The 21535-nt window shown below is 72.8% G+C and carries 25 protein-coding genes and 1 pseudogene; 22 read left to right on the top strand and 4 right to left on the bottom strand.

Going from position 1 to position 21535, the window contains the following annotated elements; translation table 11 throughout:
• Positions 1-6: 6 nt before the first annotated feature.
• The 3 genes from ACFYW3_RS05500 to ACFYW3_RS05490 are packed head-to-tail and all read left to right on the top strand — an operon-like array spanning position 7 to position 2505.
• Positions 7-1047, top strand: coding sequence for an ABC transporter ATP-binding protein (locus tag ACFYW3_RS05500; protein ID WP_389385645.1), 1041 nt, complete (start codon positions 7-9; stop codon positions 1045-1047).
• Entirely contained in the window at positions 1023-1814 is a 792-nt protein-coding gene (locus ACFYW3_RS05495; RefSeq protein WP_389385962.1) for an ABC transporter permease, read from the top strand. The genes ACFYW3_RS05500 and ACFYW3_RS05495 overlap by 25 nt, the downstream gene beginning before the upstream one ends.
• 34 nt (positions 1815-1848) lie before the next feature.
• Positions 1849-2505 carry a hypothetical protein gene (locus tag ACFYW3_RS05490; RefSeq protein WP_389385644.1) on the top strand — a complete coding sequence of 219 codons (657 nt, stop codon included), beginning with the start codon at positions 1849-1851 and terminating at the stop codon, positions 2503-2505.
• Between the two features lie 41 nt (positions 2506-2546).
• Here ACFYW3_RS05490 and ybaK read toward each other — a convergent pair whose 3' ends face one another.
• Genes ybaK through ACFYW3_RS05475 form a run of 3 tightly spaced genes read right to left on the bottom strand, consistent with a single transcriptional unit; the run spans position 2547 to position 5408 of the window.
• Complete coding sequence (ybaK, locus tag ACFYW3_RS05485; protein ID WP_351760312.1) at positions 2547-3038, bottom strand: Cys-tRNA(Pro) deacylase; 492 nt, start codon at positions 3036-3038, stop codon at positions 2547-2549.
• Complete coding sequence (locus ACFYW3_RS05480; RefSeq protein WP_351760315.1) at positions 3038-3775, bottom strand: LON peptidase substrate-binding domain-containing protein; 738 nt, start codon at positions 3773-3775, stop codon at positions 3038-3040. The genes ybaK and ACFYW3_RS05480 overlap by 1 nt, the downstream gene beginning before the upstream one ends.
• A 34-nt stretch (positions 3776-3809) precedes the next feature.
• Positions 3810-5408, bottom strand: a complete 1599-nt coding sequence (locus ACFYW3_RS05475) for an oxidoreductase (protein WP_351760318.1) — start codon at positions 5406-5408, stop codon at positions 3810-3812.
• 126 nt (positions 5409-5534) lie between these two features.
• Here ACFYW3_RS05475 and hisD point away from each other — a divergent pair, with 126 nt between their 5' ends.
• From hisD to hisF, 8 genes are read left to right on the top strand one after another with little or no spacing between them, the layout of a single operon-like run.
• Positions 5535-6857 (top strand): histidinol dehydrogenase, encoded by a 1323-nt coding sequence (hisD, locus tag ACFYW3_RS05470; RefSeq protein ID WP_351760321.1) that lies wholly within the window; start codon positions 5535-5537, stop codon positions 6855-6857.
• Positions 6854-7960 carry a histidinol-phosphate transaminase gene (locus ACFYW3_RS05465; protein ID WP_351760324.1) on the top strand — a complete coding sequence of 369 codons (1107 nt, stop codon included), beginning with the start codon at positions 6854-6856 and terminating at the stop codon, positions 7958-7960. The genes hisD and ACFYW3_RS05465 overlap by 4 nt, the downstream gene beginning before the upstream one ends.
• A complete protein-coding gene (gene hisB / locus ACFYW3_RS05460; protein WP_351760327.1) occupies positions 7957-8550 on the top strand; it encodes an imidazoleglycerol-phosphate dehydratase HisB in 594 nt (197 codons plus the stop codon). The genes ACFYW3_RS05465 and hisB overlap by 4 nt, the downstream gene beginning before the upstream one ends.
• 2 nt (positions 8551-8552) lie before the next feature.
• Positions 8553-8720: a hypothetical protein gene (locus ACFYW3_RS05455; protein WP_351385945.1), complete on the top strand. Its 168-nt coding sequence runs from the start codon at positions 8553-8555 to the stop codon at positions 8718-8720.
• Positions 8717-9367 (top strand): imidazole glycerol phosphate synthase subunit HisH, encoded by a 651-nt coding sequence (gene hisH, locus ACFYW3_RS05450; protein ID WP_351760330.1) that lies wholly within the window; start codon positions 8717-8719, stop codon positions 9365-9367. Before ACFYW3_RS05455 ends, hisH begins: the two co-directional genes overlap by 4 nt.
• Positions 9367-10095 (top strand): bifunctional 1-(5-phosphoribosyl)-5-((5-phosphoribosylamino)methylideneamino)imidazole-4-carboxamide isomerase/phosphoribosylanthranilate isomerase PriA, encoded by a 729-nt coding sequence (gene priA, locus ACFYW3_RS05445; RefSeq protein WP_389385643.1) that lies wholly within the window; start codon positions 9367-9369, stop codon positions 10093-10095. The genes hisH and priA overlap by 1 nt, the downstream gene beginning before the upstream one ends.
• A complete protein-coding gene (locus ACFYW3_RS05440) occupies positions 10092-10487 on the top strand; it encodes a RidA family protein (RefSeq protein ID WP_351760336.1) in 396 nt (131 codons plus the stop codon). Before priA ends, ACFYW3_RS05440 begins: the two co-directional genes overlap by 4 nt.
• The gene (hisF, locus tag ACFYW3_RS05435) at positions 10484-11239 is read left to right on the top strand and encodes an imidazole glycerol phosphate synthase subunit HisF (RefSeq protein ID WP_053682205.1); all 756 of its coding nucleotides are present in this window, start codon (positions 10484-10486) and stop codon (positions 11237-11239) included. The genes ACFYW3_RS05440 and hisF overlap by 4 nt, the downstream gene beginning before the upstream one ends.
• 202 nt (positions 11240-11441) lie before the next feature.
• On the opposite strand, the gene ACFYW3_RS05430 is transcribed toward hisF, so the two are convergent.
• Complete coding sequence (locus tag ACFYW3_RS05430; RefSeq protein WP_389385642.1) at positions 11442-12074, bottom strand: TIGR03085 family metal-binding protein; 633 nt, start codon at positions 12072-12074, stop codon at positions 11442-11444.
• Positions 12075-12166: 92 nt separating this feature from the next.
• On the opposite strand from ACFYW3_RS05430, the gene hisI reads away from it, so the two are divergent.
• The 11 genes and pseudogenes from hisI to lgt all read left to right on the top strand — a co-directional run bounded on the left by hisI (position 12167) and on the right by lgt (position 21391).
• A complete protein-coding gene (gene hisI, locus ACFYW3_RS05425; RefSeq protein WP_351760343.1) occupies positions 12167-12523 on the top strand; it encodes a phosphoribosyl-AMP cyclohydrolase in 357 nt (118 codons plus the stop codon).
• Positions 12524-12538: 15 nt separating this feature from the next.
• A complete protein-coding gene (locus ACFYW3_RS05420) occupies positions 12539-14029 on the top strand; it encodes an anthranilate synthase component I (RefSeq protein WP_351760346.1) in 1491 nt (496 codons plus the stop codon).
• 14 nt (positions 14030-14043) lie between these two features.
• On the top strand, positions 14044-14709 hold the full coding sequence (locus ACFYW3_RS05415) for a TIGR02234 family membrane protein (protein ID WP_351760349.1): 666 nt from the start codon (positions 14044-14046) through the stop codon (positions 14707-14709).
• Between the two features lie 99 nt (positions 14710-14808).
• Entirely contained in the window at positions 14809-15060 is a 252-nt protein-coding gene (locus ACFYW3_RS05410) for an HGxxPAAW family protein (RefSeq protein ID WP_267800883.1), read from the top strand.
• A 56-nt stretch (positions 15061-15116) separates the two neighbouring features.
• Positions 15117-15623, top strand: coding sequence for a DUF2752 domain-containing protein (locus tag ACFYW3_RS05405; RefSeq protein ID WP_389385641.1), 507 nt, complete (start codon positions 15117-15119; stop codon positions 15621-15623).
• 172 nt (positions 15624-15795) lie between these two features.
• On the top strand, positions 15796-16605 hold the full coding sequence (trpC, locus tag ACFYW3_RS05400) for an indole-3-glycerol phosphate synthase TrpC (protein ID WP_053682201.1): 810 nt from the start codon (positions 15796-15798) through the stop codon (positions 16603-16605).
• A gap of 7 nt (positions 16606-16612) precedes the next feature.
• On the top strand, positions 16613-16822 hold the full coding sequence (gene trpM, locus ACFYW3_RS05395) for a tryptophan biosynthesis modulator TrpM (RefSeq protein ID WP_351385983.1): 210 nt from the start codon (positions 16613-16615) through the stop codon (positions 16820-16822).
• 192 nt (positions 16823-17014) lie between these two features.
• Positions 17015-18289 (top strand): tryptophan synthase subunit beta, encoded by a 1275-nt coding sequence (trpB, locus tag ACFYW3_RS05390; RefSeq protein ID WP_351760356.1) that lies wholly within the window; start codon positions 17015-17017, stop codon positions 18287-18289.
• Complete coding sequence (gene trpA, locus ACFYW3_RS05385) at positions 18286-19125, top strand: tryptophan synthase subunit alpha (RefSeq protein WP_351760360.1); 840 nt, start codon at positions 18286-18288, stop codon at positions 19123-19125. Before trpB ends, trpA begins: the two co-directional genes overlap by 4 nt.
• A 95-nt stretch (positions 19126-19220) precedes the next feature.
• Positions 19221-20012 (top strand): annotated as a pseudogene (locus ACFYW3_RS05380) (DsbA family protein); the annotation flags it as partial.
• A gap of 344 nt (positions 20013-20356) precedes the next feature.
• The gene (gene lgt / locus ACFYW3_RS05375; RefSeq protein WP_389385640.1) at positions 20357-21391 is read left to right on the top strand and encodes a prolipoprotein diacylglyceryl transferase; all 1035 of its coding nucleotides are present in this window, start codon (positions 20357-20359) and stop codon (positions 21389-21391) included.
• The last annotated feature ends 144 nt before the right edge of the window (positions 21392-21535 follow it).

Here is a 21535-nt window from a genome sequence, read left to right as displayed (position 1 = left end):
TCCCTCGTGAGTACGGGCACAGCATCAGCGAGGCAGGGCACGGCAGCAGCCGCGGAAGCGGCCTCCGACGTGGTTTGCGCGGTGCGTGACCTGGTCAAGACGTATCCCGCCGTACGCGGCCGGCGCGGCGCGCCCGCCCTGCCCGAGACCCGCGCCACCGACGGGATCTCCCTGGACGTGGGGCGCGGCGAGATCTTCGGCCTCCTCGGGCCGAACGGCGCCGGCAAGTCCACGCTCGTCCGCCAGTTGACCGGCCTCATGAAGCCCGACGCGGGCTCCGTCACCCTGCTCGGCCACGACCTCGTACGCCACCCCGAGCGCGCCTCCCGACTGCTCGCCTACCTCGGGCAGGAATCCACCGCCCTGGACGAGCTGACGGTGTCCCTGGCCGCCGAGACCACGGGACGGCTGCGCGGGCTCGACGCGCGGACCGCGCGGGCCGCGCGCGACGAGATCCTGGAGGAACTCGGTCTGACCGGGATCGCCGGCCGGCCCCTGAAGAAACTCTCCGGCGGACAACGCCGGCTGGCCTGCTTCGCCTCCGCCCTCGTCGGCGAACGGGCCGTGCTGGTCCTCGACGAACCCACCACCGGCATGGACCCGGTCGCCCGACGGGCCGTCTGGGCCGCCGTGGACCGGCGCCGCGCCCAGCGAGGCGCCACCGTCCTGCTCGTCACCCACAACGTCATAGAGGCCGAGACCGTGCTGGACCGGGTCGCCGTCATCGACCAGGGCAGGGTCATCGCCTGCGACACCCCGGCCGGACTCAAGGCCAAGGTCTCCGGCGAGGTCAGGCTGGAACTGGTGTGGCGGACCACCGCCCCGCTGGAGGTGCCCGAGGTCGCGGCCCTGGCCCCGCGGGCCACGGAGTCGGGACGACGGTGGGTGCTGAGGCTCGGCCCCGACGAGGCGCGCGCCGCGGTCGCCGCCGTGACCGGCAGCCCCGCCTTCGCCGCGCTCGACGACTTCACTCTGGCCACGCCGAGCCTGGAGGACGTCTACCTGGCCCTGGGCGGGCGCGTATCGAAGGGGCTGGTCAAGTCGTGAGTGCCGCCGCTGTCGGAGTGCTGGCTCCCCGAGCCCGCCTCTTCCCGGCGCTGGCCGCCGTGTACCGGGCGCAGTTGTCCCGGGCGCGCGTGGCGCGGATCCCGCTGCTGTTCGTGGCCACCTTCCAATCCGTCGGGATCATGATCCTGATGCGGGGCGTGGTCGACGGGGGCTCCGAGGCCCGCGCCGTCGTCGCCGGCTCCTCCGTCCTGGTCGTCGCCTTCGTCGCGCTGAACCTGCTCGCCCAGTACTTCGGGCAGCTCCGCGCCAGTGGCGGGCTCGACCACTACGCGACCCTGCCGGTGCCGCCCGCGTCCGTCGTGCTCGGCGCAGCCGCCGCCTACGCCTCCTTCACCCTGCCGGGAACCCTCGTCACCGCCCTCTTCGGCTGCCTGCTGTTCGGACTGCCCATGAGCGGGCTGTGGATCCTGGCCGCCGTCGTGCCGCTCGCCGGCGCCGCGCTGGCCGGACTCGGCGCCGCGCTCGGCCTGCTGGCCCCCCGGCAGGAGCTGGCCACGCTGGCCGGACAGCTCGGCATGTCGGCCGCGCTGCTGCTGGGCGTCCTGCCGCCCGAGCGGATGCCCGAGGTCGTCGTCTGGGCGCGGGACCTGCTGCCGTCCACGTACGGCGTCGAGGCCTTCGCCCGCACCTTCGAGCCGCACCCCGACTGGGCGGCGGTCCTCCTCGACCTCGGGGTGTGCGCGGCGGTCGGCGCGCTGTCCCTCGCCGTCGCCACCTGGGCGTACCGCCGCGCGGCGGTCCGCTGAGGCCGGTGCCCGCCGCACCTGGCACGATGTGGGGGTGACCGAAGCCGTGACCCCACCGCCGTCCCCGTTCGACCCGCCGGCGCCCCCGCCCGAGAAGCCGCGCGACGCCGCCGGGGGAATCACCCCCGCCGATGTCCGAGACGGGGCCGGCGTCGCCCTCGTGGTGGCGGTGGCGGGCGTCCTGCTCGGGGTGTTGTGGGTGTGGCTCGCGCCCAGGGTCCAGTACGTCTCCAACGGGGAGGCCGTCTTCCTGCGGGACACCGAGAGCGAGTCCCGGATCGGGTCCGACGCCACCTTCCTGCTGCTCTCCGCCGGATTCGGGCTGCTGAGCGGAGTGGGCACCTTCCTGTGGCGGCGCCGGGGCGGCGTGCCGCTCGTCGTCGGGCTCACGGTGGGGTCCTGCTTCGCCGCGCTGGTGGGATGGCGCCTGGGCCTGTGGCTCGGCCCCACGTCCGACCTGCCGGCGGCCGCGCTGAAGGCCGGCAAGGGCGTGCCCTTCGACGCGCCGCTCCAGATGCTGGCCCACGGGGTGCTGCTGGCATGGCCGATGGTCGCGGTGGCCGCCCACCTGGGGCTGACGGCCGCGTTCACGCCGAAGGACCCCGAACCGGACATCGAGTGGTACGGCGCGCCGTACCCGCCCGCGCACGCCCACGCCACCGACCCGTCGCCCGAGCCGCCCCGCGGCTGAACACGCCGACGGCCCGATCCCGAAGGGTCGGGCCGCTCGGGCTACGGGCGCGAGATGGGGGCCAGCACGGCCCCCAGAAGCTCCGTCAGCGTCGCCGGCGGGAGTTCGACCTCCAGGCCGCGACGGCCCGCCGAGACACAGATCGTGGGATGGTCGGTCGCCGAGGCGTCCAGCACCGTACGCAGCCGCTTGCGCTGACCCAGCGGCGAGATGCCGCCCAGGACGTAGCCCGTGGTGCGCTCCGCCAGGGCCGGATCGGCCATCGACGCCCGCTTGGCGCCCACGGCCGCCGCCAGGGCCTTCAGGTCCAGCGATCCCGACACCGGGACCACCGCCACCGTCAGCACCCCGTCCACGTCCGCGACGAGCGTCTTGAACACCTGCGTGGGGGACACCCCCATCGCCTCCGCGGCCTCCTGGCCGTACGAGGGGTGCGAGGGATCGTGCTCGTAGGAGTGCACCGTGAACTCCGCCGCCGCCGCGGTGAGCGCCGCCATGGCCGGGGTCGCCGCCCCGGACTTCTTCCTCGCCATCAGTTCGGGCTCGTCGGCGCGCGCGTCAGGTCCACCGCGGGCAACGACGGCAGATGGCGGATCACGGCCGTCTCGGCGCGCAGCAATTTCAGCTCCTCCGCGAGCCGGGTCGCCGTGTCCGGCGCCTGGAGCAGTCGCTGCTTCGCCGGGATGTCGAGCACCGCCGCCGCGGCGACCAGGTACGAGACCACCGACGGCTCGTCCGGCAGGTCCGCGCCGGTCAGCGACCGCTCACGGGCCCCCGCCAGCCGCTTCTGGTAGTTCCGGAACGCCCGCAGCACGCCCTCGGCCAGCGCTCCCGCGCCCTCGCCCGAGTCCTCGGGGAGTTCCTCCAGCTCCGCGACCAGGAACGGCCCCGACGCGTCGACCGACAGCAGGCGGACCCGGGAGGTCCCGGTGGCCAGCACCTCGAAACCGCCGTCCTCCCGCTCCCGGATCGTCGCGGCGTCCGCGACGCAACCCACCCGGTGGAACGCCTGGATCGGGTCCGCGCCGAAACCGGCCGTCGGGCCCCGCTCGGGCAGCGCCGTCGGATCGGGCAGGCCGGGCGCGGTCGGCGCGACCTCCCGGCCGTCGCGGATCGCGACGACCGCGAAGCGTCGCGGCTCGTCCTCGCTCGTCTTCAGCAGCTCGCGCATCATGGCGCGATAGCGCTCCTCGAAGATGTTCAGCGGCAACACGAGGCCCGGGAACAGCACCGAGTTCAGCGGGAAGAGTGGCAGGCGAACGGTGGTCACGAGGCACAGGGTAGTGGCCGCGGGGCCGCGGCGGTCACCCCCGCCGCAGCAGCCGGGACGCGCCCGCCGCCACCGTCGTGGCCAGGATCCACCCCAGTACGACCAGGGCCGCCGCCCCCCACTGCCAACCACCCCGCAGATCCCACTGCCCCTCCTGCCCGAAATCGATGACCGGGAGCAGCAGATCGAGCGCGTAGAGGGCGGCGTTCCAGTGCGGATGCTCGTCCGCCTTGATCGCGGGCGGGTCGAGCCGGGAGAACAGCAGCGAGCCCGCCGCCCACAGCACCGCCATCCACAGCGCCGCCCGGCCCGGACGGTAGCCGTAGACCACCGTCCAGTCCTGGAGGTACCCCCACGCCTTCGCCGCGGGCGGCAGGGTGGCCCGGCGCCGGCGCTGCTTGGCCAACAGCACCATCCGGGCGTCCGCGTCCTCGCCGCTCGCCCGCAGGACCGCCGCGAGCCGCTCGTACGGCTCCGGCGAGTAGTCGGGCGTGGCGGCCTCCACCCAGGCCAGCCGGCGGGCCAGCGGGAAGTGACCCCGGGGCGCGAGCAACTCGTACGAGCAGCCCTCCATCGACAGCCGACCCGGCCCCGGCCAGCTCGTCGACATGTCGACCAGCTTGACCACCTTGGCCCCGGACAGCACCACCCGCCCCTGCTCCGGCTGCTCGCCGACGAACCGCAGCTCCGGCGTCTGGATGCGCCGCAGGGACAGCTCCTGCTCCGCCGACAGCAGGAACCGGGCCCCGTAGAAGTCGATCGCGTCGCCGAACCGTCCGTCGTCCAGCCGCATCCCGCCCTGGCACTCGAAGGCCCGCGCCCGCCGGCCGCCGAGCGGGGTCTCGCCCAGCCCGTACGGGGGCGTGTGGGTCCCGGAGTCGCCGGGGGAGTGGTCCAGGGCGACCGAGGTCAGGTACAGGGTCCGCTCCACGGTGAGCTGCGGGGCGTTCAACGCGCGCCGCCCCGACGGGTTGCGCAGCCGGGCCCCGCGCAGACTCATCGACACGCCGACCTTCGCGCCGCGCAGACTGACCTCCCCGTACGCCTCCAGCATCTCGCCCTGGAAGTCCTGCGCCACCGCCATCCCGTCGGCGGCGATCGCCCGACCCCTGTTGTCGCGCTGCACCACCGCCTGGCTGATCAGCAGGTCGGTGCCGATCTGCGCGTCGGTCAGCCGTATGCCCCGCGCCACGCGGCAGCGCGGCAGGTGCAGATCGCCCTCGGTGTGCAGCCGGGCCGCCTCCAGCCGCGGGATCGCACAGTTGACCAGGCGCAACGTGCCGAACCGGGCCTCGGACAGTTGGATCTCGCTGTCGAAGCGGCAGGACTGGAACTCCACGTACGGCTCGACGGTGCCCCCGGACAGGTCGAGCCGCCCGCTGATCCGCACCCCGCGCAGCTTCAACGAGGCGACCCGGCCCGGTACCGGCGGCGGGCCGTGGAGCAGCAGCAGGGCGACCGTCCCGGCCCGGACGGTGCGCTCCGGCCCCCAGACCCGGTCGGAATGCGGGTCGTCCCGGCCGGCGGCGCGCGCACTGAGGTCGCAGACTCCGCCCGTCCGGTACGCCTGCCACATCCGCAGCTCGGCGGTGGTCGCGTCGGCGGGCTCCCCGCCCGCGCGCGCCTCGGCCATGGCGGTCCCCCTCCGCTCGTCCGTCACACCCAGGGGAACGCTAAGGGGCGGCGGTGACGTCCGGGGCGTGTATCAGCCAGTGATACGGGCGAACGGTGCCGGGAGACGGTCTGAGAGAATTGGCAGGTGATCTCTCGTATCGACCTGCGCGGTGACGCCCTCCCCGAGGGTGGCGCCCTGCGCGATCTGCTGCCCCGTGCCGAGTTCGACGTGGAAGCCGCCCTGGACAAGGTGCGGCCCATCTGCGAGGACGTCCATCATCGTGGCACGGCGGCGCTGATCGACTACGCGCGGAAGTTCGACGGGGTCGAGCTCTCGCAGGTCAGGGTGCCCGCACAGGCCCTCAAGGCCGCCCTGGAGCAGCTCGACCCGGCCGTGCGCGCCGCCCTGGAGGAGTCCATCCGGCGAGCCCGGATCGTGCACCGCAACCAGCGCCGCGGCGAGCACACCACCCAGGTGGTCCCCGGCGGAACCGTGACCGAGAAGTGGGTTCCGGTCGAGCGCGTGGGCCTGTACGCGCCCGGCGGTCGCTCGGTGTACCCGTCCTCCGTCGTGATGAACGTGGTGCCGGCGCAGGAGGCGGGCGTCGAGTCCATCGCGCTCGCGTCCCCGCCGCAGAAGGAGTTCGACGGCCTCCCGCACCCCACGATCCTCGCCGCCTGCGCGCTGCTCGGCGTGGACGAGGTGTACGCGGCCGGCGGCGCCCAAGCCGTCGCGATGTTCGCGTACGGCACCGACGAGTGCGCCCCGGCGAACATGGTGACCGGCCCCGGCAACATCTGGGTCGCCGCCGCCAAGCGCTACTTCACCGGGAAGATCGGCATCGACACCGAGGCCGGCCCCACCGAGATCGCGGTCCTCGCCGACTCCACGGCCGACCCGGTGCACGTCGCCGCCGACCTGATCAGCCAGGCCGAGCACGACCCGCTGGCCGCCGCCGTCCTCGTCACGGACTCCGTCGAGCTGGCGGACGCCGTGGAACGGGAGCTGGAGCCGCAGGTCGCCGCCACCAAGCACGTCGAGGACCGGATCAAGCCCGCGCTCGCCGGCCGGCAGTCCGCGATCGTCCTCGTCGACAGCCTGGAGGACGGGCTCAAGGTCGTCGACGCGTACGGCGCCGAGCACCTGGAGGTGCAGACCGCCGACGCCGCCGCCTGGGCCGCCCGGGTCCGCAACGCCGGCGCGATCTTCGTCGGCCCCTGGGCCCCGGTCTCCCTCGGCGACTACTGCGCGGGCTCGAACCACGTGCTGCCCACCGGCGGCTGCGCCTGCCACTCCTCCGGCCTGTCCGTGCAGTCCTTCCTGCGCGGCATCCACATCGTCGACTACACGCGGGACGCCCTCGCCGAGGTCACCCACCACGTGGTGACGCTGGCCGAGGCCGAGGACCTGCCCGCGCACGGCGCGGCCCTCAAGGCGCGCTTCGGATGGAAGGTCCCCCAGGCATGACCGGCATCGACGACCTCCCCATCCGCGACGAGCTGCGCGGCAAGACCCCCTACGGCGCCCCGCAGCTCGACGTGCCCGTACAGCTGAACACCAACGAGAACCCGTACGAGCTCCCCGAGGAGCTGGTGCGGCGCATCGCCGAACGCGTGGCCGAAGCCGCCCGCACCCTCAACCGCTACCCCGACCGGGACGCGATCGAGCTGCGGACCGAGCTGGCCGCGTACCTCACCCGTACCGGCAAGCACCCGGTCGCGCGCGAGAACGTCTGGGCCGCCAACGGATCCAACGAGGTCCTCCAGCAGCTCCTCCAGACCTTCGGCGGCCCCGGCCGCACCGCGATGGGCTTCGAGCCCTCGTACTCCATGCACGCGCTGATCGCCCGCGGCACCGGAACCGGCTGGATCTCCGGCCCGCGCCGGGACGACTTCACCATCGACGTGGAGGCGGCCGAGCGGGCCATCGCCGAGCACGCGCCGGACGTCGTCTTCATCACCTCGCCCAACAACCCCACGGGCACCGCCGTCGGGGCCGAGACGGTCCTCGCCCTGTACGAGGCCGCCCAGGCAGCCCGGTCCTCCCTGGTCGTCGTGGACGAGGCGTACGTGGAGTTCAGCCACCGCGACTCGCTCCTGCCGCTGATCGAGGGCCGGCCGAACCTGGTGGTCTCCCGGACCATGTCCAAGGCCTTCGGCGCCGCCGGGCTGCGCCTGGGCTACCTGGCCGCGCACCCCGCCGTGGTCGACGCCGTGCAGCTCGTACGCCTGCCGTACCACCTGTCGGCCGTCACCCAGGCGACCGCGCTGGCCGCGCTGGAGCACACCGACACCCTCCTCGGCTACGTGGAGCAGCTCAAGGCCGAGCGCGACCGCCTCGTCGAGGAACTGCGGGCCATCGGCTACGAGGTCACCGAGTCCGACGCGAACTTCATCCAGTTCGGGAAGTTCGACGACTCCCACACCGCTTGGGAAAAGATCCTCGACCAGGGCGTCCTGGTCCGGGACAACGGCGTGCCGGGATGGCTGCGGGTCACCGCGGGCACCCCGGCCGAGAACGACGCGTTCCTGGAAGCGGTTCGCGCACTGAAGAAGGAGCAGCACGCATGAGCCGCATCGGACGGGTCGAACGGACCACGAAGGAGACCTCGGTCGTCGTCGAGATAAACCTCGACGGCACCGGCAAGGTCGACGTCTCGACGGGCGTGGGCTTCTACGACCACATGCTCGACCAGCTCGGCCGCCACGGCCTCTTCGACCTCACCGTGAAGACCGAGGGCGACCTGCACATCGACAGCCACCACACCATCGAGGACAGCGCCCTCGCGCTCGGCGCCGCCTTCAAGCAGGCCCTCGGCGACAAGGTGGGCATCTACCGCTTCGGCAACTGCACCGTCCCGCTGGACGAGTCGCTCGCCCAGGTGACCGTCGACCTGTCCGGCCGCCCCTACCTCGTGCACACCGAGCCCGAGAACATGGCGCCGATGATCGGCGCCTACGACACGACGATGACCCGGCACATCTTCGAGTCCTTCGTCGCGCAGGCCCAGATCGCCCTGCACGTCCACGTCCCGTACGGGCGCAACGCCCACCACATCGTGGAGTGCCAGTTCAAGGCGCTGGCCCGCGCCCTGCGCTACGCGGCCGAGTTCGACCCGCGCGCCGCCGGCATCCTGCCCTCCACGAAGGGCGCCCTCTAACCGTGACCGGCCTCAACACCATCCTGATCGTCGTCGGCCTCTTCCTCGCCGGCGGGGTCTACTCCTTCCACAAGCAGAAGATGCCCCTGTCGCTGGTCATCCTGCTCGCCATCGGCTCCGCGATGTGTCTCGCCGCCGGAGTCCTGCGGATCCAAGGAATCTGGGAATGAGCGCAACCCGCCCGACCAAGAAGGTCGTCGTCTTCGACTACGGCTTCGGCAACGTCCGCTCCGCCGAACGCGCCCTCGCGCGCGTCGGCGCCGACGTCGAGATCACCCGCGACTACGACAAGGCCATGGACGCCGACGGGCTCCTCGTCCCCGGCGTCGGCGCCTTCGCCGCCTGCATGCGGGGCCTCAAGGACGCCCGCGGCGACTGGATCATCGGCCGCCGGCTCTCCGGCGGCCGTCCCGTCATGGGCATCTGCGTGGGCATGCAGATCCTCTTCGAGCGCGGCATCGAACACGGAGTGGAGACCGAGGGCCTCGACGAGTGGCCCGGTACGGTCGGACCGCTCAAGGCCCCCGTCGTCCCGCACATGGGGTGGAACACCGTCGACGCGCCGGCCGACAGCCAGGCCTTCGCCGGCCTGGACGCGGACGCCCGCTTCTACTTCGTCCACTCGTACGCGGCGCGCGACTGGACCCTGGAAGTCACCAACCCGCTGATCCGCGCCCCCAAGGTCACCTGGGCCACCCACGGCGAGCCCTTCGTCGCGGCGGTGGAGAACGGGGCCCTGTGGGCCACCCAGTTCCACCCCGAGAAGTCCGGCGACGCCGGGGCCCGGCTCCTCACCAACTGGATCGAGACCCTCTGATGCCGAAGACCCTTGAACTCCTCCCCGCGGTCGACGTCCGCGACGGACAGGCCGTCCGCCTCGTCCACGGGGTCTCCGGCAGCGAGACCTCCTACGGCTCCCCGCTGGAGGCGGCCCTCGCCTGGCAGGCCTCCGGCGCCGAATGGCTCCACCTCGTCGACCTCGACGCCGCCTTCGGCACCGGCGACAACCGCGCCCTGGTCGCCGAGATCACCGGCGCCATGGACATCAAGGTCGAACTCTCCGGCGGCATCCGCGACGACGCCTCGCTCGCCGCGGCCCTCGCCACCGGCTGCACCCGCGTCAACCTCGGCACCGCCGCCCTGGAGACCCCCGAGTGGGCCGCCAGGGCCATCGCCGAGCACGGCGACAGGATCGCGGTCGGCCTCGACGTGCGCGGCACCACCCTCAAGGGCCGCGGCTGGACCAGCGAGGGCGGCGACCTGTACGAGACCCTCGCCCGCCTGGACTCCGAGGGCTGCGCCCGCTACGTCGTCACCGACATCGGCAAGGACGGCACGCTGACCGGCCCCAACCTGGAGCTGCTGAAGAACGTCTGCGCCGCCACCGACCGGCCCGTCGTGGCCTCCGGCGGCATCTCCTCGCTGGACGACCTGCGGGCCCTGTCCGCGCTCGTCCCGCAGGGCGTCGAGGGCGCCATCGTCGGCAAGGCCCTGTACGCCAAGGCCTTCACCCTGGAAGAAGCCCTGAAGGTGGTCTGCGCATGAGCTCTCCCGACCAGGTACGACGCATCTCCTCCGGTGGCGCCTACGAGGACGTCATCGGCTACTCCCGCGCCGTACAGCTCCCCAACGGCCTCGTCCTCGTCTCCGGCTGCACCGCCGCCGACGGGGGCGGCCCGTACGACCAGGCCATCACCGCCTTCGGCGTGGCCTTCAAGGCCCTGGAGCAGGCCGGGCTCGGCCCCGAGCACGTGGTGCGCACCCGCATGTACCTCACGCACGCCCGGGACGTGGAGGACGTCGGCCGCGCCCACAAAGAGCTGTTCGACGCGGTGCGGCCCGCCGCATCCATGATCATCGTCTCCGGCTTCGTCGACCCCTCCATGGTCGTCGAGGTGGAGGTCGAAGCCTTCGGTCCCTCAGGAGCCTCCGCATGACCCTCGCCGTACGGGTGATCCCCTGCCTGGACGTGGACAACGGCCGCGTGGTCAAGGGAGTCAACTTCCAGAACCTGCGCGACGCCGGCGACCCGGTGGAGATGGCCAAGCTGTACGACGCCGAAGGCGCCGACGAGCTGACCTTCCTCGACATCACCGCCTCCTCCGGCAACCGCGAGACCACCTACGACGTGGTGCGCCGCACCGCCGAACAGGTCTTCATCCCGCTGACCGTCGGCGGCGGCGTACGCACCGCCGACGACGTCGACAAACTGCTGCGGGCGGGCGCCGACAAGGTGGGCGTCAACACGGCCGCCATCGCCCGCCCCGAGCTGATCCGGGAGATCGCCGAGCGGTTCGGCCGGCAGGTGCTCGTGCTGTCCGTGGACGCCCGCCGCACCGCCTCCGGCTCCTTCGAGGTCACCACCCACGGCGGCCGGCGGAGCGCCGGCATCGACGCCGTCGAATGGGCCCACCGGGCGGCCGAACTGGGCGCCGGGGAAATCCTGTTGAACTCCATGGACGCGGACGGCACGAAGGACGGCTACGACACGGAGATGATCGCGGCCGTGCGCAGGCACGTCACGGTCCCGGTGATCGCCTCCGGCGGCGCCGGCAGGCTGGAGCACTTCCCGCCGGCCATCGAGGCCGGCGCGGACGCGGTACTCGCCGCGTCGGTGTTCCACTTCGGCGACCTGCGCATCGGCCAGGTCAAGGACGCGCTGCGGGGAGCCGGCCACCCGGTGCGCTGACGCCCCGGTGGGCGTCGAACCGGAACACCTGGCGCCGGCCGGCCGCCTACGCCGCCTCGCCGATCGGCGACGCGGTCTACTTCCTCGCCCTCGGCCGGACCGCCGCGCACGTGGCCGGCCCGGCCGAGGTCGGGCCGGCCACGGCGGCCGGCGCCGTCCCCAGGACCCTGCTCATGCCGGGCGGCGGGGTGGTCGCCGACCGCTACAGGCCCAGCCGCGCCGTCGTCAGCTTCGCGACCGCCTCCGCGGGACCGTCCAGCTCCACCGCCGCCGAGGACTGGCGGCCGAAGCAGAACAGCGTGAGTTCGCCCGGCTCGCCCGTGACCGTCACCACCGGGGTGCCCTTGTGCGCCACCGTCGTCTGGCCGTTCGGGCGGCGCAGGACCAGCCCCACCGGGGAGCGGCGGCCCGTCAGCCGGGCCAGCTTCTCCAGGCGGGACCAGAGGGAGTCCGAGAACACCGGGTCCAGCGCCCGCGGCGACCAGTCGGGCTGGGCCCGCCGGACGTCCTCCGCGTGGACGTAGAACTCCACCGCGTTGGCCGCCTCGTCGATCTGCTTCAGGGAGTAGAGGGACATCTTCGGCGGGCCGGTACGGATCAGCTGGATCAGTTCCTCGTACGGCTTGGCCGCGTACTCCTCCATCACCTTGTCCAGCCGGGTCTTCAGCACGTCCAGCAGGAGACCGCCCGCCGCGTCCGGGCGGCGTTCGCGGACGACCACGTGCGCCGCGAGTTCCCGGGCGCGCCAGCCGTCGCACAGCGTCGGCGCCTCCGGCCCCGCCGACTCCAACAGGTCGGCCAGGAGCAGTCGTTCACGCTTCGCATGGGTAGACATGCGGGCCAGCCTACGGCCGGAACCCGCCGTGCGCCCGCCCATCAGGTGGACGGCGCTCCGTGATCGTCGCCTTCGCCCGGCACAATGGCCTCATGAGTACGACCTCCCTCGACCCCGCCGTCGCCGCCCGCCTCAAGCGCTCCGCGGACGGTCTGGTTCCGGCCATCGCCCAGCAGTACGACACCGGTGAGGTGCTCATGCTCGGCTGGATGGACGACGAGGCCCTGCACCGGACCCTGACCACCGGGCGCTGCACGTACTGGTCCCGCAGCCGCCGGGAGTACTGGGTCAAGGGGGACACCTCCGGCCACTTTCAGCACGTGAAGTCCGTCGCCCTCGACTGCGACGCCGACACCCTGCTCGTGAAGGTCGACCAGGTCGGGGCCGCCTGCCACACCGGCGCCCGCACGTGCTTCGACGCCGATGTCCTCCTCAGCGACGCCGAATAGGTAGGGTCCCACGCCATGGATCTTGAGACGTTCCGCAAGCTCGCGGTCGACCGCCGCGTCATCCCCGTCAGCCGCAAACTGCTGGCCGACGGCGACACGCCCGTGGGGCTCTACCGCAAACTGGCCGCGGAACGCCCCGGAACCTTCCTCCTGGAGTCCGCCGAGAACGGCCGCTCCTGGTCCCGCTACTCCTTCGTCGGCGTCCGCAGCGACTCCACCCTGACCGTCCGCGACGGCCGGGCCCACTGGATCGGCACCCCGCCCGTCGGCGTCCCCACGGACGGCGACCCGCTGGAGGCCCTGCGCGCCACCGTCGAGGCCCTGCACACCCCCCGCGACATCGCCGGCGGGATGCCGCCCTTCACCGGCGGCATGGTCGGCTACCTCGGCTACGACATCGTGCGCCGCCTGGAGCGCATCGGCGAGCACACCGACGACGACCTCGGGCTCCCCGAGCTGACCATGCTGCTCACCTCCGACCTGGCCGTCATGGACCACTGGGACGGCACGGTCCAGCTCATCGCCAACGCCATCAACCACAACGACCTCGACACGGGCGTGGACGAGGCGTACGCCAACGCGGTCGCCCGCCTCGACGCCATGGAGGCCGACCTGGCGCGGCCCGCCCCGTACGTACCCACCCCGCTGCCCGCCTCCGAGCTGCCGGAGTTCTCCGCCCTGTGGGGCGGCGAGAAGTACCAGGCGGCCGTGGAGGACGTGAAGGAGCGCATCCGGGCCGGCGAGGCCTTCCAGGTGGTGCCCTCGCAGCGGTTCGAGACGCCCTGCGAGGCCTCCGCGCTCGACGTCTACCGGGTGCTGCGGGCCACCAACCCCTCCCCGTACATGTACCTCTTCCGCTTCGAGAACGGCTTCGACGTGGTCGGGTCCAGCCCCGAGGCGCTGGTCAAGGTCGAGGACGGCCGGGCCATGGTCCACCCCATCGCCGGCACCCGGCACCGAGGGGCCACCCCGCAGCGGGACAACGACCTCGCCGAAGAGCTGATGGCGGACCCCAAGGAGCGTGCCGAGCACCTGATGCTCGTGGACCTCGGCCGCAACGACCTGGGCCGGGTCTGCGCCCCGGGGTCGGTGGAGGTCGTCGACTTCATGTCGATCGAGCGCTACTCCCACGTGATGCACATCGTCTCCACCGTCACCGGCCGGCTCGCCGAGGGCAAGACCGCCTTCGACGTGCTCACCGCCTGTTTCCCCGCCGGCACCCTCTCGGGCGCGCCCAAGCCGCGCGCCATGCAGATCATCGAGGAACTGGAACCCACCCGCCGCGGGCTGTACGGCGGTTGCGTCGGCTACCTCGACTTCGCCGGGGACTCCGACACGGCCATCGCCATCCGCACGGCGCTGCTGCGCGACGGGACGGCGTACGTCCAGGCCGGCGCGGGGGTCGTGGCGGATTCGGTGCCCGAGCTGGAGGACCTCGAATGCCGCAACAAGGCCGCCGCGGTGCTGCGCGCGGTGGGAGCGGCGAACCGCCTCCACCGCGGCTGAGGGCGTAGGGGATAGTGGGGTGCGTGAGTGCCGTACCCCCGCCCCGAAACGATGCCGCCGCCCCCGGGACCGAAGAGGCTCCGCCGAGGCCCGAGAGCGGCGCCGGCCGCCGCAGCGTGGCCGTCGCCCTGCTGTTCGGCGCGCTCGGCGCCACCGTCGTGCTGCTCGCCTCCGGCCGCGTCTGGGCCCAGGGCCGGGCGGCCGTCGGCGGTGGTTCGCTGCCGCTGAGCGCCGACGGGCGGGCCGTCACCGGCCTGCCCGCCGCCCTGGCCATCGTCGCCCTCGCCGCCCTGGTCGCCGTCTTCGCCGTCCGCGGCAGGAGCCGACGGCTGGTGTCCGCACTGCTCGCGCTGAGCGGTCTGGGCGCCGCCCTGGCGGCCGTGTTCGCCGCCGACGACCACCGGGCCCTGGACGAACAGGCCGCGAAGACCACCGCGGACACCGCGGCGCATGTGGTCGGGCTCACCCATACGGCGTGGCCGTACGTCACCGCCGTCGGCGGGGCCCTGATCCTGCTGGCCGGTCTCCTGGCCCTGCGCTTCGGCCGGAGTTGGCCCGCGATGGGCGGCCGCTACGAACGCGACGGCAGCCCCCGCACCCGGACTCCCGCGCCCGTGGACCCGGACCGGCCCGAGGACCTGTGGAAGGCTCTGGACCGGGGCGAGGACCCCACCCGCTGACGGGACCCCCGTGAGCGAGCGCCGCGCCCGGTGCGGGACAATGGGCACCGAGCGTTCGACACAGCACGTGACGTGCGACAGAGCAACGAGGAGCAACTCATGGCGGGCACGAGCCACGGACACACCCCGGCCGCCTGGACCGGTGTCATCATCGCCTTCATCGGTTTCTGCGTCTCCGGCGCCTTCATGGTGCTCGCGAACCCGCTCGGGTTCTACGCCGGCCTGGTCGTCGTCGTCCTCGGCGGTGTCGTCGGGATGGCGATGAAGGCCGCCGGCATGGGCGCTCCGAAGGCCGCCCACAAGGACCTCGCCGAGGTCATCGCCGCGTCCAAGGTCCCCGCGGGCGTCTGACGCGCGCGGACCGGGAGAAGCGGAAGGCGCGGCCCTGTCGGGCTGCGCCTTTTGTCATGACCGGAGAGAATCGGCGCGTGGACGCCTCCCGCACCCCTCCCGCCCAGCGGCCCGCCCCCGGGCCCCCGGAGCCTCAGTACGCCCCGCCCGCCCCGGCGCGGGCCTCCCGGGCCCGGACCCTGGCCGTCCCCGTCCTCACCCTGGCCGGCGTGGTCGCCGCCTTCGCGTACGTGGGCGCGGTCGACCCCAACGAACCGGGGCACTACCCGGTCTGCCCGCTGTTCCGGCTGACGGGCATCCTGTGCCCGGGCTGCGGCGGGCTGCGCAGCGCCCACGCCTTCGCGCGGGGGGACCTGCTCACCGCCCTCGGCGCGAACGCGGCGGCGGTCGTCGGCTACGTCCTCTTCGCGGCGTTCACCGCCGTGTGGCTGGTCCGGGCCTGGCGCGGCGCCCCGGCCCCGCGGATCGACCTGAAACCGGCGTACTGGTGGGTTTTCGGATCTCTGATGCTGATTTTCGCGATTGTCCGCAATCTTCCCCTCGGATCGGCCCTGGCCCCCTGAGGCCCGGGCGACAGCCGGAGGAAGCCCGTGTTCCGACTGTCCAGTCCCTGGGAAACGGCGACGTCCGTGCGGAGGCCGCGGCGACCTGCGGATACCATTTGAGTGCCGACCTTGCAGTGATACGTGTCTGCGAGGCGGCCGACCGTCATCGACCCGGAAGGGGGCCGCTCGCGTGAGTGTGCTCGACGAGATCATCGAAGGGGTCCGCGAAGACCTTGCCGAACGGCAGGCCCGCGTGAGCCTCGACGAGCTCAAGGAGCGTGCCGCCAAGGCGCCCCAGGCCAAGGACGGTGTCGCGGCCCTGCGCGGCGACAGCGTCAAGGTGATCTGCGAGGTCAAGCGCTCCAGCCCGTCCAAGGGCGCGCTGGCCGCCATCGCCGATCCGGCCGCGCTCGCCGCCGACTACGAGGCGGGCGGTGCGGCGGTCATCTCCGTCCTCACCGAGCAGCGCCGTTTCGGCGGCTCGCTGGCCGACCTGGAGGCCGTCCGCGCCCGCGTGGACATCCCGATCCTGCGCAAGGACTTCATCGTCACGGCGTACCAGCTCTGGGAGGCCCGCGCCTACGGCGCCGACCTCGCCCTGCTGATCGTCGCGGCCCTGGAACAGGAGGCCCTGGTCTCCCTCATCGAGCGCGCCCAGACCATCGGTCTGACCCCGCTCGTCGAGGTCCACGACGAGGAGGAGGTCGAGCGCGCCGTCGCCGCCGGAGCCAAGATCATCGGTGTCAACGCGCGCAACCTCAAGGACCTCAAGGTCGACCGCTCCACCTTCGAGCGCGTCGTCCAGGAGATCCCCGACCACATCGTGAAGATCGCCGAGTCCGGCATCCGCGGACCCCACGACCTGATCGCCTACGCCAACGAGGGCGCCGACGCCGTCCTCGTCGGGGAGTCCCTGGTCACCGGACGCGACCCGAAGGCGGCCGTGGCCGACCTCGTCGCCGCCGGCGCCCACCCCGCCCTGCGCCACGGGCGGAGCTGACCCTCCCGTGCCGCCCTTCCGCTCCCTCGTCCGCACCCGACCGGGCCCCGGCCCGGCCGCCGTGCCGACGACGCACGCGCCGCTGGCACGCGGCTGCCGCCCCCGCGGCTGCCGCGCCCCGGCCCGGCGCGTGCACGGGCGACGGGTGCGCTACGTGATCGGCTCCGAGCCCGGCCAGGTCAACGGCATGCGATGGCGCGGCGCCTCGGCGCCGTAACGAAGACCACGCCCGTCCGGTACCCCGCGTACCCGCCGGGTGGTCCCGTACGGCCCGCCGCCCCGAGCCGCCGGCTCCGGGCGCGGGTCGCTCCGTCCGTACCCTCACCACCCCTCAGCGGGGTGCGCGTGGTGCGGGCAGGCGGCGCAATACGGTGAAGTCCTCCCGTCGCACCCCGTAGGAGTAGTGGCCATGTCCACCAGCTCGTTCTTCATCCCGGACCCCGAGGGTCACGTCCCCAACGCCGAGGGCTACTTCGGCGACTTCGGCGGCAAGTTCATCCCGGAGGCCCTCGTGGCCGCCGTGGACGAGGTCGCCGTCGAGTACGAGAAGGCCAAGGGCGACCCGGCCTTCGCGGCCGAGCTCGACGAACTCATGGTCAACTACACCGGCCGGCCCAGCTCCCTCACCGAGGTGCCCCGGTTCGCCGAGCACGCGGGCGGCGCGCGGATCTTCCTCAAGCGCGAGGACCTCAACCACACCGGCTCACACAAGATCAACAACGTGCTGGGCCAGGCACTGCTCACCAAGCGCATGGGCAAGACCCGCGTCATCGCCGAGACCGGAGCCGGCCAGCACGGCGTGGCCACCGCCACCGCCTGCGCCCTCTTCGGCCTCGAATGCACCATCTACATGGGCGAGATCGACACGCAGCGCCAGGCCCTGAACGTGGCCCGGATGCGCATGCTGGGCGCCGAGGTCATCGCGGTGAAGTCCGGCTCCCGGACCCTCAAGGACGCCATCAACGAGGCCTTCCGCGACTGGGTCGCCAACGTCGACCGCACCCACTACCTCTTCGGCACGGTCGCCGGCCCCCACCCCTTCCCCGCGATGGTCCGCGACTTCCACCGGGTCATCGGCGTCGAGGCCCGCCGCCAGATCCTGGAGCGCGTCGGACGCCTGCCCGACGCGGTCGCGGCCTGCGTCGGAGGCGGCTCCAACGCCATCGGCCTGTTCCACGCCTTCATCCCGGACGCCGGCGTCCGCCTGGTCGGCTTCGAGCCCGCCGGACACGGCGTCGAGACCGGGGAGCACGCCGCCACGCTCACCGCGGGCGAGCCCGGCATCCTGCACGGCTCCCGCTCCTACGTCCTCCAGGACGAGGAGGGCCAGATCACCGAGCCGTACTCGATCTCGGCGGGCCTGGACTACCCGGGCATCGGCCCGGAGCACTCCTACCTCAAGGACACCGGCCGCGGCGAGTACCGGGCGGTCACCGACGACGCCGCCATGCAGGCCCTGCGCCTGCTCTCCCGCACGGAGGGCATCATCCCGGCGATCGAGTCCGCCCACGCCCTCGCGGGCGCCCTCGACCTGGGCAGGGAACTGGGCCCGGACGGTCTGATCGTCGTCAACCTGTCCGGTCGCGGCGACAAGGACATGGACACCGCCGCACGGTACTTCGACCTGTACGACACCGACGGCGAAGTCGCCGAGAACGAGTTCTCCGAGGGGGACGACAAGTGAGCACCACGCACGCCACCGGCAACATCGAACTGCTCACCGCGACCCTCGCGAAGGCGAAGTCCGAGGACCGCGCCGCCCTCGTCGCCTACCTCCCGGCCGGCTTCCCGACCGTCGACGGCGGCATCGAGGCGGTCAAGGCCGTCATCGCGGGCGGCGCGGACGTCGTCGAGATCGGCCTGCCGCACAGCGACCCGGTCCTGGACGGCCCGGTCATCCAGACCGCCGACGACATCGCCCTACGCGGCGGAGTCAAGATCGCCGACGTGATGCGGACCGTGCGCGAGGCCCACGAGGCCACCGGGGTCCCGATCCTGGTCATGACGTACTGGAACCCCATCGACCGCTACGGCGTCGAGCGGTTCACCGCCGAGCTCGCCGCGGCGGGCGGCGCGGGTTGCATCCTGCCCGACCTGCCGGTCCAGGAGTCCGCGCTGTGGCGCGAGCACGCGGCGAAGCACGGTCTGGCGACCGTCTTCGTCGTGGCCCCCAGCAGCCGGGACGCCCGCCTGGCCACCATCACGGAGGCCGGCTCGGGCTTCGTCTACGCGGCCTCCCTGATGGGCGTCACCGGCACCCGCGAGTCCGTAGGCAACGAGGCGCAGGCCCTCGTCGAGCGGACCCGCGCCACCCCGGGTGCCCGCCGCGGCCTCCCGGTCTGTGTCGGTCTGGGCGTCTCCAACGCCGCTCAGGCGAAGGAGGTCGCCGCCTTCGCCGACGGGGTGATCGTCGGCTCGGCCTTCGTGAAGGTGCTGCTGGACGCGCCGGACCCGCGGAGCGGGCTCGCCGGGGTGCGGGCGCTGGCGGCCGAGCTTGCGGAAGGCGTACGCAGGTCCTGACGCCGGACGGGCCCCGAGCGGGGTTCTGTAGCCCGATCGGGTGGAAGTGGGAGCGGGGAGGCACGAGAGTGCCTCCCCGCTTCGTTTGGCCGAACGTGAGCGACAAGAACGACGGTGCGAACCGCGATGCGACGAAACGATCGGCCCGGGAGCGACTCCTCGTGGAGCGCGAGCGGCAGAAGACCCGGGACAAGCGCCGACGGACCCTGATCGTGTCGGCGGCGGTGGTCGGCGTACTCGGTCTGGCCGCCGTCGTCGGCCTGATCGCGGCCAACACCGGGAAATCGGGCGACTCCGCCAAGGGCCCGGTGGTCGCCCCGTCCGGGGCCGTGGGCAAGGACGCGCTCGCGATCCGGACGGGCAAGGACGCGGCCACGTCCACCCTGACCGTCTGGGAGGACTTCCGCTGCCCGGCCTGCAAGGCCTTCGAGGACAACTACCGGGCGACCGTCCACGAGCTGGAGGCGAAGGGGCAGCTCAAGGTCGACTACCACCTGGTCACGCTGATCGACGGGAACATGGGCGGCACCGGCTCCGTCAAGGCGGCCAACGCCGCCGCGTGTGCCCAGGACGCCGGGAAGTTCCCCGCGTACCACGACGTCCTCTTCCAGAACCAGCCCGAGGAGGTCGACGACGCCTACGGCAAGAACGCCAAGCTGCTGGAGCTGGCCGGGAAGGTGGAGGGGCTGGACACCCCCGAGTTCCGCGCCTGTGTCGAGAAGGGCACGCACAACGCCTGGGTCGGCAAGTCGCAGGAGGCCTTCCGCGCCGGGAAGTTCCGGGGCACCCCGACGATCCTCCTCGACGGCAAGGACATCTTCGCCGACCAGGCGAATCCGCTGACCCCGCAGAAGCTGAAGGCACAGGTGGAGGCCGCGGCGAAGGGCGGGTCGGCCGCCCCGAGCCCGAAGGCCTCCGGGACGGGCAAGAACGGCTCGAAGGCCTCGTCCTCGTCCTCTTCCTCTTCGTCCGGACGGTCGTCCTCGACGTCGACCGGGTCCTCGTCGACCGGATCCTCGTCGACCGGGTCTTCTTCGTCCGGATCCTCGTCGAGGTCGGGCTCGACGGCGGGGAGCCAGGCCGGTTCCGCCGGTTCCGCTTCCGTCTCCCGGGGGGCCGGCCAGGACTGAGAGGCCCCCCGGGGAAGGCGTGGAGTCCCTGTATCGATTCAGCCGAGGTTGCCGGGCGGGTTGCGGTCTGCACCGCCCGGCAGGGTAGCGTCGGTCCTGCCATGGAACTTGCCTATATCCCCAGCCCGTCGACCGGCGTGATCCATCTCGGACCGATCCCGCTCCGCGGCTACGCGTTCTGCATCATCATCGGCGTCTTCGTCGCCGTCTGGCTCGGCAACAGGCGCTGGATCGCGCGCGGCGGAAAGCCGGGCACGGTCGCGGACATCGCCGTGTGGGCGGTGCCTTTCGGTCTGGTCGGCGGTCGCCTCTACCACGTCATCACCGACTACCAGCTCTACTTCGGCGAGGGCCGCAACTGGGTCGACGCCTTCAAGATCTGGGAAGGCGGCCTCGGGATCTGGGGCGCCATCGCGCTGGGCGCCGTGGGCGCCTGGATCGGCTGTCGACTCCGCGGCATCCCGCTGCCGGCCTGGGCCGACGCCCTGGCCCCCGGCATCGCGCTGGCCCAGGCCTTCGGGCGCTGGGGCAACTGGTTCAACCAGGAGCTCTACGGCCGCGCCACCGACCTGCCGTGGGCGGTGAAGATCAGCGAGGGCCCGAACCGGGTCGCGGGGACCTACCACCCCACCTTCCTGTACGAGTCCCTGTGGTGCGTCGGCGTCGCCGCACTGGTGATCTGGGCCGACCGCCGCTTCAAGCTGGGACACGGCCGGGCCTTCGCCCTGTACGTGGCCGCGTACTGCGTCGGCCGTAGCTGGATCGAGTACATGCGGGTCGACGAGGCGCACCACATCCTCGGCCTGCGGCTGAACGTGTGGACCTCGATCGTGGTCTTCCTGCTGGCCGTGATCTACCTGGTGCTGTCCGCGAAGCTGCGGCCGGGCCGCGAGGAGATCGTGGAGCCGGACCGCGGTCCCGCCGCCGGGGACGCGAAGACCCTGACCGACGCCGATGCCACGGACGCCGACGCGACGGACGCCGAGGCGAAGAGCGTGGCCGGGGACAAGACGCCGAGCCTCGTCAAGGCCGAGGACGCGCCGAAGGACGCCGAGCCGAAGGACGCCGAGCGGGCGGACGCGGAGTCGGCCTCGGGGACGGCGTCCGAGACGGCCTCCGAGGCCAAGAAGGCCTGACCGGGCCGGACCGGGGGTCCGTGATCGACGCAGTGGGGTGCCGCGCTCAGCGCGGCACCCCACTGCGTCGACCGGCGGATCCCTCGGCGCTGGGCCGTCTCTTTCGGATCTTGCCTGACCCGCGCCGCCCGGCACCGCACCTCG

The sequence above is a fragment of the Streptomyces sp. NPDC002602 genome, from assembly GCF_042889445.1.
In the GTDB taxonomy this organism is placed as follows: Bacteria; Actinomycetota; Actinomycetes; order Streptomycetales; family Streptomycetaceae; genus Streptomyces.
Note: the sequence above shows the minus strand (reverse complement) of the source record. Positions and strands in the feature narration are given on the sequence as shown.

Bases quoted from the DNA above. Each gene is read 5' to 3' on its own strand.
- hisI (WP_351760343.1), top strand. From the start codon at position 12,167: ATGAGTACGACCTCCCTCGACCCCGCCGTCGCCGCCCGCCTCAAGCGC.
- ybaK (WP_351760312.1), bottom strand. From the start codon at position 3,038: ATGGCGAGGAAGAAGTCCGGGGCGGCGACCCCGGCCATGGCGGCGCTC.
- trpB (WP_351760356.1), top strand. From the start codon at position 17,015: ATGTCCACCAGCTCGTTCTTCATCCCGGACCCCGAGGGTCACGTCCCC.
- ACFYW3_RS05475 (WP_351760318.1), bottom strand. From the start codon at position 5,408: ATGGCCGAGGCGCGCGCGGGCGGGGAGCCCGCCGACGCGACCACCGCC.
- priA (WP_389385643.1), top strand. From the start codon at position 9,367: ATGCCGAAGACCCTTGAACTCCTCCCCGCGGTCGACGTCCGCGACGGA.
- lgt (WP_389385640.1), top strand. From the start codon at position 20,357: ATGGAACTTGCCTATATCCCCAGCCCGTCGACCGGCGTGATCCATCTC.
- ACFYW3_RS05420 (WP_351760346.1), top strand. From the start codon at position 12,539: ATGGATCTTGAGACGTTCCGCAAGCTCGCGGTCGACCGCCGCGTCATC.
- ACFYW3_RS05410 (WP_267800883.1), top strand. From the start codon at position 14,809: ATGGCGGGCACGAGCCACGGACACACCCCGGCCGCCTGGACCGGTGTC.
- hisH (WP_351760330.1), top strand. From the start codon at position 8,717: ATGAGCGCAACCCGCCCGACCAAGAAGGTCGTCGTCTTCGACTACGGC.
- ACFYW3_RS05465 (WP_351760324.1), top strand. From the start codon at position 6,854: ATGACCGGCATCGACGACCTCCCCATCCGCGACGAGCTGCGCGGCAAG.
- ACFYW3_RS05405 (WP_389385641.1), top strand. From the start codon at position 15,117: ATGACCGGAGAGAATCGGCGCGTGGACGCCTCCCGCACCCCTCCCGCC.
- hisB (WP_351760327.1), top strand. From the start codon at position 7,957: ATGAGCCGCATCGGACGGGTCGAACGGACCACGAAGGAGACCTCGGTC.
- ACFYW3_RS05430 (WP_389385642.1), bottom strand. From the start codon at position 12,074: ATGTCTACCCATGCGAAGCGTGAACGACTGCTCCTGGCCGACCTGTTG.
- ACFYW3_RS05440 (WP_351760336.1), top strand. From the start codon at position 10,092: ATGAGCTCTCCCGACCAGGTACGACGCATCTCCTCCGGTGGCGCCTAC.
- hisF (WP_053682205.1), top strand. From the start codon at position 10,484: ATGACCCTCGCCGTACGGGTGATCCCCTGCCTGGACGTGGACAACGGC.